Here is a 14,588-nt window from a genome sequence, read left to right as displayed (position 1 = left end):
CGTCGCTGCGGATATAGGAGTTCTCGCAATCGATGGCGACGACGTCGCCGACAATGACGTTGCCCTGCTTGTCGGACGGCCCGACATCGAGCAGCGATTGCCAGGAACCGAGATCGTTCCAGCGAAAGCCGGCCGGCACCATGGCGATGCCGCTGGCGCGCTCCATGATCGCATAGTCGATCGATGTCGAAGGGATGGCGGCATAGAGCTCCAGAGGCATGTAGAGGCCGGAAAGATCCGATGTCGCAGCCTGGTAGGCAGCCTCTGTGGCGCTCCAGATGTCTGGCTGGAAAGCCATGAACGCGTCGCGCATGGCACTGGCGCGAAACAGGAAGATGCCGGTGTTCCAGTAGAAATTGCCGGCCTCAAGATAGCTCTGCGCGGTGGCGAGATCGGGTTTTTCGACGAAACGCGAGACATCGCAGATGCCATCGCGCTCGCCGGCCACCTCGATGTAGCCATACCCGGTCTCCGGTTGGGTGGGCTTGATGCCGAACACCACCAGCCTGCCTTCGCGCGCCGCCGCCGTGCCGGCCTCGACGCTCCGCCAGAATTGCTGCGCGGTCGCGATCTCATGGTCGGACGGCACCACCAGCACCAGGCTGTCGCCGAATTCGGACAAAGTGCGCAGGCTTGCCAAAGCGACGGCCGCGGCAGTGTTGCGTCCGGTCGGCTCGAACAGCGGGCCGCCGCCGGAAAGCTCGTGGCCGGCAATGTCGGCATGAACGCGGTCGGCGTGCCTTTCCGAGGCAATCAGGAAAACCGGCGTTTCGCCTTCCGGCCGCGCAGTCAGCCGGCGTAGCGTCTTGGCCAGCATCGAGCCGTCGCCGGAGAAATCATGGAACTGCTTGGGATTGTCCTCGCGCGACAGCGGCCACAGCCGCGAGCCGATGCCGCCGCTCATCACAAAACTGACGATCCGTTCGGTCATGAAAATAAGTCCCGCTCAAAAGGTCTGATTGTAGGCGCCGACTTCCGGGCTGCGGCGCAGCACCGCGTCGACGGCTTCGAACATCTGGCGACGCCGCTCGGACGATACCGGGCTTTCGACCACCACCACAAGCTCCGGCTTGTTCGATGATGCCCGCACCAGCCCCCAGGTACCATCCTCCGCCACGACCCTGACGCCGTTGACGGTGATCAGCTCGGCGATCTTCTGGCCGGCGAAGACCGCGCCCTCGTCCTTCATCTTGCGAACATCGCCTACGACCCGCTCGACGACGCCGTATTTGAGCTCGTCGGCGCAGTGTGGCGACATGGTCGGCGTGCCGAAGGTCAGCGGCAGATCGCGGTAGAGATCGGCCATGCTGCTTTGCGGGCTGCGATCCAGCATCTGGCAGATGGCGATGGCCGTGACCAGGCCATCGTCATAACCGCGGCCAATCGGCGGATTGAAGAAGAAGTGGCCCGATTTCTCAAAACCGGCGACAGCGCCGAGCTCGGCGACGCGCCGTTTGATATAGGAATGACCGGTTTTCCAATAGTCGGTGACCGCGCCATTTCCCCGCAACACCTTGTCGGTCATGAACAAGCCGGTCGACTTGACGTCGACGACGAAAGTCGAGCCGGGATAGAGGTGTGAGATGTCGCGCGCGAGCATGACGCCGACCTTGTCGGCGAAGATCTCGTTGCCTTCATTGTCGACCACGCCGCAGCGGTCGCCGTCGCCGTCGAAGCCGAGCCCGACATCGGCGCCGGTTTCCAGCACCTTGTCGCGAATGGCGTGCAGCATCTTCATGTCTTCGGGGTTGGGATTGTAATTGGGAAACGTATGATCGAGCGCGACGTCGAGCGGAATCACCTCGCAGCCGATCCTTTCCAGTGCCTCGGGAGCGAAAGCCCCGGCGGTGCCGTTGCCGCAGGCGGCCACCACCTTGAGCTTCCTCGAGATACGCTTTCCCGCTGTCAGATCGTCGAGGTAGGTTTTGCGGAAATCCGCAACGAAGTCATAGGAGCCGCCACCGACAAGGTCGAAATCGCCTGAGAGCACGATCGCCTTCAGCGCGCTCATCTCCTCCGGACCAAAAGTCAGCGGGCGCGCCGCGCCCATCTTGACGCCGGTCCAGCCGTTCTCGTTATGCGAGGCGGTGACCATGGCGACGGACGGCGTGTCGAGCGCGAATTGGGCGAAATAGGCCATCGGCGACAAGGCCAGCCCGACATCCTTGACCCGCGCGCCGGCGGCCATCAGCCCGGAAACCAGCGCCAGCTTGATGGCAAGCGAATAAGAGCGGAAATCGTGACCGGTGACGATGTCGGGTCCGGCACCCAGACGGCAGATCAGCGTGCCGAGCCCCATGCCGAGCGCCTGGACGCCGATCAGATTGAGCTCCGGCGGCTCGTTCGAACCGGGATGGCCAAACCACCAGCGCGCATCATATTCGCGAAACCCGGATGGCTTGATCAACGCCGAGGTTTCGAACTCAAAAGTGTTTGGTTTGACATCGCTAACGATCTTCATCGACAAGGCTGCAACTCCAGGCGGCTGAATCAGATGCTTCGAGGCAAGTGGACGGTTGCCTAGAAGCCCCTTTAAGCCGTGTTTGTGCGACAGGAAACTGAAACCTGTATGACGTAGCGGCTAAAGCGAAAGAAATGCGACGGAAGCGCTGCCATTGGCGCTTGCAGTAACCAAACGCGGCGGCTATAAGCCCGCGGTCTGGTCACGGAGTGTAGCGCAGCCTGGTAGCGCACATCGTTCGGGACGATGGGGTCGCAGGTTCAAATCCTGCCACTCCGACCAGAAAAAACAGCGGCTTAGCTGTTCCCGAAACAACCACCATCCGCCGCAGTTTGACCAATCGCGCTATGCGCTCAGGCGAAATCGCGTCACATCGATGGCCGCGGCCATCAGTGTCTGCGTATAGGTTGCCTGCGGATTGCTGAAGATCGCCTCCGCCGGCCCCTCTTCGACGATCTTGCCCTGCTTCATGACGATGATGTAGTCGGCCATGGCGCGCACGACGGCGAGATCGTGGCTGATGAACAGATAGGACAGCTCGTGGTCGGCCTGCAGCTTGCGCAGCAATTCGACGATCTGCTTCTGCACGGAGCGGTCCAGCGCCGAGGTCGGCTCATCCAGCACCACCACTTTCGGCTTCAGTATCATGGCGCGCGCAATGGCGATGCGCTGCCGCTGACCACCGGAGAATTCGTGCGGATAGCGGTTGCGCGTGTTCGGGTCGAGCCCGACTTCGAGCAAGGCATCGACGGCGCGGAGATCGCGCTGCCTGCCCGACAGATTGGGCTCGTGGACCAGGAGCCCTTCGGTGATGATCTGGCCGACGGTCATGCGCGGCGACAGCGAGCCGAACGGGTCCTGGAAGACCAGCTGCAATTCGCGCCGCAGCGGCCGCATCGCCTGGCGGTCGGCGTGGGAGATGTCGCGGTCGCCAAGCCGGATGATGCCGTCGCTGGGCAGGAGCCGCAGCAAGGCGCGGCCGAGCGTCGACTTTCCCGAACCGGATTCGCCGACGATGCCGATGGTCTGGTTGCGCTTCAGCCGGATCGAAATGCTATCGACAGCGCGCAATATCAGCGGTTCTCCACCAAGAAAGCCGCCGCCGATCTTGAAGGTCACTTCGACGTTCCTGCCTTCGAGCAGGACGGGGGCATTCGGAGGCGGCGGGGCCTTGGTGCCGGTCGGCTCGGCGGCAAGCAACATCTTGGTGTAGGCGTGCTGCGGGTTGACGAAGATTGCTTCCGCCTCGCCCTCCTCGACGACCTCGCCATAGCGCATCACATAGACCCGGTCGGCAAAGCGCCTGACGATTCCGAGATCGTGGGTGATGAAGACGATCGCCATGCCGAGCTTGCGCTGCAGTTCGGCGAGCAGCATGAGGATCTGCGCCTGGATGGTCACGTCGAGCGCCGTCGTCGGCTCGTCGGCGATCAATATGTCGGGGTCGTTGGCCAGCGCCATGGCAATCATGACGCGCTGGCGCTGACCGCCCGACATCTCGTGCGGATAGGATTTCATCCGCCGCTCCGGATCTGGAATATGGACCAGCCGCAGCAGCTTGAGCGCCTCTTCGCGCGCCTCGGCGGCGCCAAGCCCGCGATGCTTGCGGATCGGTTCGATCAACTGGCTACCGATCGAATAGAGCGGGTCGAGCGAAGTCATCGGCTCCTGGAAGATCATGCTGATCTTGCGGCCGCGGATCTTGTTGAGCTCGGGCTTGCTCAGGGTCAAAAGATTGCGGCCGCGGTAGTCGACGCTCCCGGTGGCTTCGCCGTTCGAGGCCAGCAGGCTCATCGCCGCCATCATCGTCTGGCTCTTGCCGGAGCCGGATTCGCCGACGACGGCTACCGTCTCGCCTGATTTAACATGGATATTGATGCCCTTCACCGCCTCCACCACGCCGTCGAGCGTGCGGAAGCGGACGCGAAGATCCTTGACGCTGAGAATGGTTTCGGAAGCAGCCATCTCAACGATCCCTCGGGTCGAGCGCGTCGCGCAGCCCATCGCCGACGAAATTCAGCGCGAACAATGTCGAGACGAGAAAGAAGGCCGGGAACAAAAGCAGCCAGTTGGCCGAGCCGATATTCTGGGCGCCGACCGAAATCAGCACGCCCCAGCTGGTCATCGGCTCCTGGACGCCGAGCCCGAGGAACGACAAAAAACTCTCCAGGATGATGACCTGCGGCACCAGCAGCGTCATGTAGATCACCACCGGCCCGAGCAAATTGGGGATCACATGGCGCAGCAGAATGCCGCGCTGCCCGACGCCCATCGCCTCCGCCGCCTGGACATATTCCTGCCGGCGGATCGATAGCGCCTGTCCGCGCACGATGCGCGCCATGTCGAGCCACAGCACCGCGCCGACGGCCAGGAACATCAGCACGAAGTTCCTGCCGAAGAACACCACCAGCATGATGACGAAGAAGATGAACGGCAAAGAATAAAGCACGTCGACGATACGCATCATCACCTCGTCGACCCTGCCGCCGGCAAAGCCGGCGGTGGCGCCATAGAGCACGCCGATCACCACCGCCACAATGCCGGCAAGCAGGCCGATGGCCAGCGATATGCGCCCGGCCATCAGCGTTCGCGACAGGAGATCGCGGCCGGTATTGTCGGTGCCGAACAGGAAATATTGCTGCTTGATCGATGCACTCATCACCATTTCGAGACCGTCCGGCGATTTGCTCTCGATCTTTGTGTCATCGAAGGTATCGGAACGATCAAGGTAGCGAATGTTGCGGTCGTCGATCGGCTTGGACGATCTGACGGTAACGAACACACGGCTGCCCTCCTGCCGCCACTCCTTGATGTCGACGCGCATACGCCTGATCGCCTCGTCGAGAGCGCCTTCGATCATGTCGGCCTTTGGATAGGCGGAGAAGCTCGGCGGCGTGCGGACATAGTCGCCATAGATGGTGGTGTATTGGTGCGGCACGAAAGAGGGTCCAAACACGCTGATGACGGCGATGAAGGCAAGATAATAGAGGCTGAACATGGCCGCGCGGTTGGCCTTGAGGCGCGCCCACGCATCCCCCCACAGGGATCGGCCGACGACCGGTGCTGCAACTGCGATATCAGTCATAGCGCACCCTCGGATCAACGACACCATAGAGGACGTCGACGATCAGGTTGAAGACAATGGTGAAGAGCGCGATGACCACCACCGTCCCCATCACCAGTGTGTAGTCGCGATTGAGTGCGGCAACGACAAAATGGCGGCCGATGCCCGGGATAGAGAAGATGGTCTCGACGATGATCGAGCCGGTGAGAAGGGCTGCGGCCGCCGGACCGGTGAAGGAGACGATCGGCAGGATGGCGCCGCGCAGCGCATGCTTGACGACGACCGACCAGTTCGACAACCCAAGCGCGCGGGCGGTGCGGATGTGATGCGAGTGCAGCGATTCGATCATCGAGCCGCGCATCAATCGAGCGACGATGGCGATCTGCGGCAGAGCGAGCGTCAGCACCGGGCCGACCTTATTGATGACGGCTCCATCGCCCCAGCCGCCGATCGGCAGCAGCTTCCAGGTCAATCCGAATACAAGCTGGATCACCGGAGCGATGACGAAGGTCGGAATGGTGCTGCCGGCGGTCGCCAACGCGATCACCGAATAGTCGGCAAGCTTGTTCTGGTTGAGCGCGGCAACAGTGCCGAGCACGCTGCCGAGAAGCAGCGCCAGAACGAGCGCCGAAGCGCCGAGTTGGATCGAGATAGGCAGGCCTTCCCTGAACAACTCGCCGACGGTGAAATCCGGCATGTTGTAGCTGGGGCCGAAATTGCCGCGCAGAAGATTGCCTAAATAATGGAGGTACTGCAGCCAGAGCGGGTCGTTGAGCCCGAACTGGGCTTCGAGATTGGCCCTGATCTCGGGGCTCAGGCCCCGCTCCTGGTTGAACGGGCCGCCCGGCGCGACGCGTATCAGGAAGAACGCTATGGTCACGATGACGAACAGCGTCGGGATGGCGGTCAGCAGCCGCCGAAATACGTAACGCAGCATCGGTGCCCCGCTTGATCCAGAGCAGCGCGCGTCCAACTGGACGATTGCGCTCTAGCCTTCAAATCTTCGCACCGACATTGTCGAAAATCGAATCCGGTTCCCGGGCCGATGCGATGGCAAACCAGCGCCGCCGCGCATCGAGTTGCGCGGCGGCCTGGCTAAGGGATCAGTCCTTGCTGATGAAGCGGGACGGATGGATGTCCATCACATTGTCGTCGAAGCCGTGCAGCTTCGAGGAAACGATGTCGTGGTAGCTGTAGTAGAGAAGCGGGATGTTACCGACATCGTCGACGAGGATGCGCTCGGCCTTGGCGAGTTCCTTCATGCGCTCTTCGGGCTTGCCGCCGGCGGCGGCGGCCTTGTCCATGGCCTCTTCGTATTTCGGGCTGACGTAGCTCGAATAGTTGTTGCCGCTGGCCTTGCGGGTGATGCCAAGGAAGGTTTCCGGATCCTTGTAGTCGGCGATCCACGCGGCACGCGCCACATCATAGTCGCCCTTCTGCTCAAGGAAGGAGTAGTGGGTCTTGGTATCGGTGTTGAGCAGCGTGACCTCGACGCCAAGCGGCTTCAGCTGTTCCTGGATGGCGACAGCGGTGTTCTTGTGGTTTTCCGAGGTGTTGTAGCGGATCTGCATCTTCAACGGATGCTCGGGCGTATAGCCGAGCTTCTCCAGGATTTTCTTGGCTTCATCCTCGCGGTCGATCTGCGGCATGTCAGCGTATTTGGCCAGTGCCGGCGTGTAGCCCTCGATGCCCGGAGGCACCATCGAATAGCCGGGCAGCATCGAATTCTGCCAGACTTTTTCGGCGAGAAAGTCGCGATCGATCGCCATCGAGATGGCGTTGCGCAGTTCGACATTGTCCCACGGCGCCTTGTCGGTCTTGATCGCATAATAGTAGGTGCCGAGATATGGCCCGACACGGACCTGGTCGCCGAATTTGGTCTTGAGATCGGCGAGCTGTTCCGTCGGCAGGTCACCGTAACTGTCGAATTCGCCGGCCTCGAAGCGCTTCATCGCAGACGAGCGATCCTCGGTCGGGATGTAGTTGACGACGTCTAACTTGACGCTGGCGGCGTCCCAGAATTTCGGATTCTTCACCAGCTTGAGATGGTCGTTGGGAATCCACTCCGCCGCTGTAAAGGCCCCGTTGGAGACCAGCTTGCCTGCCTTGATCCAGTCGGCGCCAAGCTTTTCGATGGACGCCTTGTTAACCGGATAGGTCGCCTGATGGGTCAGCATCTCCAGGAAGTAAGGCGTTGGCGCCTTGAGCGTGACTTCGAGGGTATTTGCGTCAATCGCCTTGACGCCCATATCCTCCGGCTTGCCTTTCTTGGTGTTGACTTCCTCGGCACCCTTCACCGGATAGAGCATGGAAGCGTATTCGGCAGCGGTGGCCGGATCTTCCAGCCGACGGAACGAATAGACGAAGTCGTCGGCCGTCACCGGGCTGCCATCCGACCAGAGGCCGTCCTTGCGCAGCTTGAAGGTGTAGACAGTGCCATCGTCGGACACCGTCCAGCTTTCGGCGGCGCCCGGAATGAGGTTCGTCTTCTGGTCATGCATGACGAGGCCCTGGAACAGGTCGCGTATGATATCGGCTTCGTAGACCGTCGAGGTCTTGTGCGGATCGAGCGTCTCCGCTTCGGCGGCGGCTCCGCGGTTGTAGACGGTTTCGGCGAAAGCCGGCGTGTAGAACGTACCGGCGGCCAAGACCATGGTCGTGGCGAGTACCGTCGCCTTCAGCACATGTTTCAGCATGGAGTTCTCCCTAATGACGTCGCCCTTCGGCCACGTCTCTAAGTGTTGACGCCCCGAAACCGATTGGTTGGTTCCTTTCGAGCGCGCAGCCGGTTCCCTTTCCGGCAGCTGGTGGCCAAACAGTAACGTGGAGATTTTTTATTTCAACAGACTCTCGGGGTCACCCAAAGTAAGGGGGCCGGGGCAGTCGCTTTGCGAGCGCCAATCAATGATCGAAACCATGAGTTTGGCTGGGTTTCCTGGCCAGAACGCCGATCCTGGAAATAATCTGGCCGATCATTTCAGTTTACCGGAATGTATTAATCGGTTCTTAGGCAACCAAGGGTTACAAATTTCGATGGGTTCGGCAGATCGACCTTTATGGCCAACGGGCAAGGGCAATGAACAAGATAGACAGTAATACTGTCACGTTAAAGCGTAAAATATCGCGCCAAATAAGGACAAATCTACGCAAAGTTGGAGATGAGTCCGGAACTTCCGCGGTCGAGTTCGCCCTGCTTTCGCCGATCTTTATCCTGCTCGTACTCGGAATGGTTGCATATGGCATCTATTTTGGTGCAAGCAACTCCTTGCAGCAAATCGCCGCCGATGCCGCCCGCACTGCGATTGCCGGATTGAACCAAACGGAGCGCCAGGCGCTGGTGGCGGGTTTCGTCAAAAACAATGCCAGTGGATACCCGTTCGTCGATTCCGGCAAGCTGACCTATCAGGCGACGGACAGCACGGCCGACGGAAATCAGTTCGTCGTGTCGATCCAGTACGATGCCAGCAACCTGCCGATCTGGAACCTGTTGCCCAGCCTTGCGATGCCGCAAACCACGATCTCGCGCAGGTCTACCATCAGGATTGGAGGCATTTGAAATGTCGCAGTTCTTGCTGAGGGGCATCGGGCGGATCGCTCGCTCCATCGTTGGCGACAAGAAGGCGAACTTTGCCGTCATGACTGCGCTGATAGCGCCATTCGCGCTGGGGCTGGCGGCCTTCGCTGTCGACGAAGGTTCGATCTACACGGAGCGCAGGGAAGCCCAGGCCATGACCGATCTGGCGGCGATCACCGCGGCGTCGAACATCAACAATATGGAAGCCGCGGCAGTAACCACGCTCAGCGACAACCGAATGCCCGGCATCATTGTTCAAAAGCCAGGTCAGACAATCGTTCCCACGGTTGGAAAGACCGTCGTGTCGGTCACCGGCGGCCGATACTCAGCGGTGTCCTCCGTTGGTGTCGACAAGCGCTTCGAGGCCGGTAAAACGCCTTACAACGCCGTTCGCGTCACTCTGCAAAAAATCCCCGCCCGCTATTTCGCCAGTTCGCTCATCCCTACTCCGGTTGTCGGCACCGAAGCCATTGCCAGCGTGACCCCGCAAGCGATGTTCTCGGTCGGGTCCAGGCTGCTCAGCGTCAATGGCGGCATCCTCAACGCGCTTCTCAGTAAGCTGCTGGGCGGAAACATCTCGCTCAGCGTCATGGACTACAACGCGCTGATCTCGGCCGATGTCAACGTGCTTTCGTTCGTCGATGCCCTTGCCGTACAGTTGCAACTGACAGGTGTCAGCTATTCCGACGTGCTGGCGTCAAAAGCGACGGTAGGCCAGATCGCGACCGCCATGGCCAATGCGTCCGGGTCGGGCAGCGCCAGCAAACTTGTGCTGCAGACGATCGCGTCCAGGGCCACCAACACGGTCAAGATACCCATCAATCATCTTATCGATCTTGGCTCGATCGGCAAGCTCGGCCTCGGACAAAAGTCTCCCGGCTTTTCCGTCGACGCAAGCGCGATGGGCATGCTGGGTGCCGCCGCCTCGCTGGCCAATGGCTCAAACCAGGTCGAGGTCGATCTCGGCGCCACTATTCCGGGACTTACCTCCACCACACTCGCCATCGCCATCGGTGAACCGATGCAATATTCACCCTGGCTGGCCGTCGGGGAAAAAGGCACCGTGGTGCGCACCGCGCAGACGCGAATCAAGCTGGTCACCACAGTCGGGCTCGGCAATTCCGATCTCGGCGGCGGCGTCAGCCTGGCGTCCGTCAACCTGCCCCTGCATGTCGAAGTGGCCTATGCGGAAGCCAAGCTGACCGACATCAGCTGCCCGACGGGCCGGCCGGATAGCATCAAGGTCTCGATTGCCGCGCAGCCCGGCGTGGCCTCGCTGCACCTTGCCGCCAGCGACGCCGACAACAACCCATCCGCCTTCGCCGATTTCAGCAATCCGCAATCGTTCTCCGATGCCACGATTGCACAGGTAAAGGTGAAGCTCCTGCTGCTCACCCTCAATCTGCTCGATGTGAAGGGTTCTTCAGCACTTGCGATCACCAACAACGATCCGACCACATTGACGTTCGACAGCACCGATATCGCCAACAAGACGATAAAGACGGTTTCGACGAAGAACCTGACGCAATCGCTCACCACGTCACTGGTCAGCGGGCTGTCGCTCTCGGTCAATGCGCTGGGCCTCGGGCTGGACGTGACGGCCCTGCTTGGAACGGTGAAGCCGGCGGTGGTAACGGTTCTGAACGGCGTGACGGCGCCTGTCGATGCACTGGTTTATAACGTTCTTGCAGCGCTTGGCGTGCATGTCGGCGAGGCCGACGTGCGGGTTGTCGGCGCGACTTGCGGGCGCTCCGTACTCGTTCAATAAGATCAAATAGAGATCAGCCGATCCGGCCGAGGAAGCAGCCGAGCGGCGGCTGGGATAGAGCTCCTTCCTGCAAGACGCCGGTAGTACTGCCAAGATCTATCGGCTCTATCACATCTAGATCCGGCGGCAATTGCCAGCCGGCCGGCTCGTCGGCGAAATTGAAGACGCAGAGCAGCTTTTCGTCACCGCCTTCGCGAATGAAGGCAAGGACGTCGCCCTCGGCATCGAGAAACCGGATCGAGCCTCGAACCAGCGCCGGATGCTGCTTGCGCAAGGCCAGCATCGCCCGGTAGCTCGCCAGGACGGAGGTTTGCTCGCCATCCTGGACGTCGACCGCGTGGGCGCGATGGCTTGCCGGGACCGGAAGCCACGGCTTGCCGGTTGAAAAGCCGGCATTGTCGGCGCCAGCCTCCCAGACCATCGGCGTGCGGCACCCATCCCGCCCCTTAATTCCCGGCCAGAAGCGGATGCCGAAAGGATCGCGCAAATCCTCGAACGCCAGTTCGGCCTCCTCCAGCCCGAGTTCTTCGCCCTGGTAAAGGCAGATCGATCCGCGCAAGCAGGAAAGCAGCACGATCGAGAATTTCGCCACGCTGTCCGGATCGCCACCCGGCCTTGTCCAGCGGCTGACATGGCGCACGACATCGTGGTTGGAGAATGCCCAGCAAACCCAGCCGTCGACCACCGTACTCTCGAACGCCTCGACGCAGCCGCGCACATGCGCCGCCGAGAATTGCGCGCCAAGCAGGTCGAACGTGTAGGACATTTGGAGCTTGTCGCCACCGCCGGTGTAGGCGGCGAGTGTCTGCAACGAACGGGTTTCGTCACCAATCTCGCCGACGGCGGCGCGGCCTTCATACTCGTCGAGCAACGCCCGGAAGCGCCTGAGGAAAGCCAGGTTTTCCGGCTGGCTCTTGTCGAACAGATGTTCCTGATAGAGATAGGTGCTGGTTGCCGTATTGGTGCCGGCGACGCTTTCCGCCAAAGGCGGGTTGCTGCGCAGCCAGCGGTCGTGGACGTAGTAGTTGACGGTATCCAGCCGGAAACCGTCGACGCCGCGTTCGAGCCAGAACCGTACCGTTTCCAGCAAGGCGTCCTGCACCTGCGGATTGTGGAAATTCAGGTCCGGCTGCGAGGCGAGGAAATTGTGCAGGTAATATTGCCGGCGGGTCGCGTCCCATTCCCAGGCCGGGCCGCCGAAGATCGACAGCCAGTTGTTGGGAGCGGTGCCGTCGGGCTTCGCATCTGCCCAGACGTACCAGTCGGCCTTGGGGTTGTCACGGCTCATGCGGCTTTCGACGAACCATTGGTGCCGATCCGACGAATGCGACAACACCTGGTCGATGATCACCTTCAGGCCGAGCCGGTGCGCCTCGGCAATCAGCGCGTCGAAATCCTCTGATGTGCCGAACATCGGATCGACGGCGCAGTAATCCGAAACGTCGTAGCCCATGTCGGCCATTGGCGACTTGAAGAAAGGCGACAGCCAAACGGCGTCGACACCGAGCGATGCGACATGGGCAAGCCTCGAGGTGATGCCGAGGAGATCGCCGCTACCGTCGCCTGTCGTGTCCTGGAAGGAGCGCGGGTAGATCTGGTAGATGACGCAGCCGCGCCACCATTCGGCATTGTCACCCATCATGGCTCTCCCCTGCGCCCGCCTGCGCGGCCCTGCTTTCGATCATGAATATGACCGTTCGCCCCAAAACCGGCCGTGAGATATCGCCACTATCCGTTTCGATGGCTGGGCACCAATGAAAACCCGCCCGTTCCGGCAGCGTGAACATGCAGGCCCGACGGTCACCATTGATGATCACGGCAAGGCGACCGTCCTCATCGCCGCCGAGAACCATGACCAGCCGATGCCGCCTAGGATCGTGCCAGGCTGCTTCGTCGAGCGGCACGCCGGTTTCGCTCAGCCAGACGACGTCAGCTATTTCCGAGCCGGCCGCAGGCTCGCCGGTGAGAAAGCTTGCGTCCAAAAGCGCCGGCGCGGCACGACGCATCTTGGCGAGCAGAGCCGTGTACCGCTCCAGCGCCCGGTCGCGCCCGGCCCAGTCGAGCCAGGTGATGTCATTGTCCTGCGCGTAGGCGTTGTTGTTGCCGCGCTGCGTGCGGCCGAATTCGTCGCCGGCCGTCAGCATGATCGTGCCGCGCGAGGCAAAGAGCGTCGCCAGCAGTGCGCGTTGGTCATCGAAACGGGCCGTAACGATTGACTGGTCGTCGGTCTGGCCCTCGACGCCATTGTTCCAGGACAGGTTGTCGTCGTGGCCGTCGCGGTTCTGTTCGCCATTGGCCTCGTTGTGCTTGTGTTCATAGGCAACGATGTCGGCCAGTGTCATCCCGTCATGTGCGGCGATGAAATTGATGCTGCGGACCGTTGCCTGGCCTGGTTTGGCAAAGACATCGGACGACCCCGCAAGCCGCGTCGCCAGCGCACCGATCATGCCGCCGTCGCCGCGCCAGAAGCGGCGGATATCATCACGGTATTTGTCGTTCCATTCGAGGAAGGGCGGCGGAAAATTGCCGAGCTGATAGCCATCCGGTCCGATGTCCCAGGGCTCAGCGACCAGCACCCGGTCGGCAAGAACTGGGTCGTTGCGAATGGCGTTCAGCAGCGGCGCATCGGCGTCGAAAACGCCGTCGACGCGGCCAAGGATCGGCGCCAGGTCAAAGCGGAACCCGTCGACACCGGCGTGCTGGACAAAGTGGCGAAGCGTGTCGAGGACCATTTCCCGGACGACCGGATGGTCGCAGGCGACGGTATTGCCGGTTCCGGTGTCATTGACCAGCCTGCCGTCGGCCTCGTGCCGGTAGTAGGCGCGGTTATCGAGCCCACGCAGCGACAATGTCGGGCCAAGCCGGTCGCTTTCGCCGGTGTGGTTGAACACCAGATCGAGGATGGTGCCGATGCCGGCGTCGCGCAGCGCGACGACCGTTCCGCGCAACTCGGCCAGACCGCCAGGCGCCAATCGCGGATCCAGCGCCATGAAGGTCACGGGATTGTAGCCCCAGGCGTTGCCCAGCCCGAGCGGCGGCAAATGCCGTTCGTCGATCGATGCAGTCACCGGCATCAACTCGACGGCTGCGACGCCGAGTTTTTGCAGATGCTCGACAACAAGAGGATGAGCGAGGGCTGCAATGGTGCCGCGTTGCTTCTCGGGAATGTCGGGATGCAGCTTTGTGAAGGCGCGCACCTGCACCTCGTAGATGAGGCCGCCGGGCCTAAACAGAGGCGGCAAGGCGGGCAAGGGTTCCGGCAAGGCGCCGGCAATGGCCTTCGGCATCAGCGGCGCCGTGTCGGCCCCCTCGCCCCGGCGCGCGGCGAGTTGGCCGTCATAGGCATAGGGCCTGTCGATCTCGACGGCATAGGGATCGGCCAGCAGGTTGTCGGGATCGAACCAGAGCCCCTGTTCCGGCGCGTAGTCGCCATCGGCGCGGAACCCGTATCGGGTGCCGGCGGCGAGACCGGCAACAAAAAGCGTATGCACGCCGTCGCCCTCGGGCTGCAGTTCAAGCCGGTCGATCTCGCGCCTTCCTCGCTCGTCGAAAATCGAGACCCAGATGCGCCGAGCCGACGAGGACCATACGGCGAAGCGAATGCCTTCTTTGGTGATGGTTGCGCCGAGTTGGCTCACACGCGCTCACAGCAGCAGGTCGTAGACAGTTTGAGGCGTTGCCGGGTTAGCTCCCTCTTCTCCCCTTGTGGGAGAAGGGGGAG

Annotated in this window: 11 protein-coding genes and 1 tRNA gene; 4 read left to right on the top strand and 8 right to left on the bottom strand. The window is 61.6% G+C overall.

Annotated features, from left to right (window positions below; translation table 11 throughout):
* Together NKH01_RS28380 and NKH01_RS28375 are read right to left on the bottom strand one after the other, a co-directional pair.
* Positions 1 to 931 (bottom strand): mannose-1-phosphate guanylyltransferase (locus NKH01_RS28380; RefSeq protein ID WP_353023473.1); only part of this gene is annotated, 931 nt, incomplete at its 3' end.
* Between the two features lie 15 nt (positions 932 to 946).
* Positions 947 to 2,461: a phosphomannomutase/phosphoglucomutase gene (locus tag NKH01_RS28375; RefSeq protein ID WP_502912687.1), complete on the bottom strand. Its 1,515-nt coding sequence runs from the start codon at positions 2,459 to 2,461 to the stop codon at positions 947 to 949.
* Positions 2,462 to 2,666: 205 nt separating this feature from the next.
* On the opposite strand from NKH01_RS28375, the gene NKH01_RS28370 reads away from it, so the two are divergent.
* Positions 2,667 to 2,743 (top strand) — tRNA-Pro (locus NKH01_RS28370).
* 63 nt (positions 2,744 to 2,806) lie between these two features.
* Here the strand turns inward: NKH01_RS28370 and NKH01_RS28365 are convergent.
* The 4 genes from NKH01_RS28365 to NKH01_RS28350 form a co-directional block, all read right to left on the bottom strand.
* On the bottom strand, positions 2,807 to 4,426 hold the full coding sequence (locus NKH01_RS28365) for an ABC transporter ATP-binding protein (protein WP_353023469.1): 1,620 nt from the start codon (positions 4,424 to 4,426) through the stop codon (positions 2,807 to 2,809).
* Position 4,427: 1 nt separating this feature from the next.
* Positions 4,428 to 5,546, bottom strand: a complete 1,119-nt coding sequence (locus NKH01_RS28360) for an ABC transporter permease (protein WP_023718439.1) — start codon at positions 5,544 to 5,546, stop codon at positions 4,428 to 4,430.
* A complete protein-coding gene (locus tag NKH01_RS28355; RefSeq protein ID WP_023718440.1) occupies positions 5,539 to 6,462 on the bottom strand; it encodes an ABC transporter permease subunit in 924 nt (307 codons plus the stop codon). The genes NKH01_RS28360 and NKH01_RS28355 overlap by 8 nt, the downstream gene beginning before the upstream one ends.
* 166 nt (positions 6,463 to 6,628) lie before the next feature.
* The gene (locus tag NKH01_RS28350; RefSeq protein ID WP_353023468.1) at positions 6,629 to 8,221 is read right to left on the bottom strand and encodes a peptide ABC transporter substrate-binding protein; all 1,593 of its coding nucleotides are present in this window, start codon (positions 8,219 to 8,221) and stop codon (positions 6,629 to 6,631) included.
* Positions 8,222 to 8,429: 208 nt separating this feature from the next.
* On the opposite strand from NKH01_RS28350, the gene NKH01_RS28345 reads away from it, so the two are divergent.
* Genes NKH01_RS28345 through NKH01_RS28335 form a run of 3 tightly spaced genes read left to right on the top strand, consistent with a single transcriptional unit; the run spans position 8,430 to position 10,867 of the window.
* Positions 8,430 to 8,621 (top strand): hypothetical protein, encoded by a 192-nt coding sequence (locus NKH01_RS28345; protein ID WP_353023467.1) that lies wholly within the window; start codon positions 8,430 to 8,432, stop codon positions 8,619 to 8,621.
* Entirely contained in the window at positions 8,602 to 9,081 is a 480-nt protein-coding gene (locus tag NKH01_RS28340; RefSeq protein ID WP_353023466.1) for a TadE/TadG family type IV pilus assembly protein, read from the top strand. Before NKH01_RS28345 ends, NKH01_RS28340 begins: the two co-directional genes overlap by 20 nt.
* A gap of 1 nt (position 9,082) precedes the next feature.
* Complete coding sequence (locus NKH01_RS28335; RefSeq protein ID WP_353023465.1) at positions 9,083 to 10,867, top strand: pilus assembly protein TadG-related protein; 1,785 nt, start codon at positions 9,083 to 9,085, stop codon at positions 10,865 to 10,867.
* Positions 10,868 to 10,880: 13 nt separating this feature from the next.
* Here NKH01_RS28335 and bglA read toward each other — a convergent pair whose 3' ends face one another.
* Both bglA and glgX read right to left on the bottom strand, forming a co-directional pair.
* Positions 10,881 to 12,509 (bottom strand): beta-galactosidase BglA, encoded by a 1,629-nt coding sequence (gene bglA, locus NKH01_RS28330; protein WP_353023463.1) that lies wholly within the window; start codon positions 12,507 to 12,509, stop codon positions 10,881 to 10,883.
* A complete protein-coding gene (gene glgX / locus NKH01_RS28325) occupies positions 12,499 to 14,505 on the bottom strand; it encodes a glycogen debranching protein GlgX (RefSeq protein ID WP_353023461.1) in 2,007 nt (668 codons plus the stop codon). Before glgX ends, bglA begins: the two co-directional genes overlap by 11 nt.
* Between the last annotated feature and the right edge of the window lie 83 nt (positions 14,506 to 14,588).

This window comes from Mesorhizobium sp. M1403 (assembly GCF_040317695.1).
In the GTDB taxonomy this organism is placed as follows: Bacteria; Pseudomonadota; Alphaproteobacteria; order Rhizobiales; family Rhizobiaceae; genus Mesorhizobium.
Note: the sequence above shows the minus strand (reverse complement) of the source record. Positions and strands in the feature narration are given on the sequence as shown.

Excerpts from the sequence above, each read along its gene's own strand:
- NKH01_RS28375 (WP_502912687.1), bottom strand. The coding sequence starts at position 2,461 with ATGAAGATCGTTAGCGATGTCAAACCAAACACTTTTGAGTTCGAAACC.
- NKH01_RS28365 (WP_353023469.1), bottom strand. The coding sequence starts at position 4,426 with ATGGCTGCTTCCGAAACCATTCTCAGCGTCAAGGATCTTCGCGTCCGC.
- NKH01_RS28360 (WP_023718439.1), bottom strand. The coding sequence starts at position 5,546 with ATGACTGATATCGCAGTTGCAGCACCGGTCGTCGGCCGATCCCTGTGG.
- NKH01_RS28355 (WP_023718440.1), bottom strand. The coding sequence starts at position 6,462 with ATGCTGCGTTACGTATTTCGGCGGCTGCTGACCGCCATCCCGACGCTG.
- NKH01_RS28350 (WP_353023468.1), bottom strand. The coding sequence starts at position 8,221 with ATGCTGAAACATGTGCTGAAGGCGACGGTACTCGCCACGACCATGGTC.
- NKH01_RS28345 (WP_353023467.1), top strand. The coding sequence starts at position 8,430 with ATGATCGAAACCATGAGTTTGGCTGGGTTTCCTGGCCAGAACGCCGAT.
- NKH01_RS28340 (WP_353023466.1), top strand. The coding sequence starts at position 8,602 with ATGAACAAGATAGACAGTAATACTGTCACGTTAAAGCGTAAAATATCG.
- NKH01_RS28335 (WP_353023465.1), top strand. The coding sequence starts at position 9,083 with ATGTCGCAGTTCTTGCTGAGGGGCATCGGGCGGATCGCTCGCTCCATC.
- bglA (WP_353023463.1), bottom strand. The coding sequence starts at position 12,509 with ATGATGGGTGACAATGCCGAATGGTGGCGCGGCTGCGTCATCTACCAG.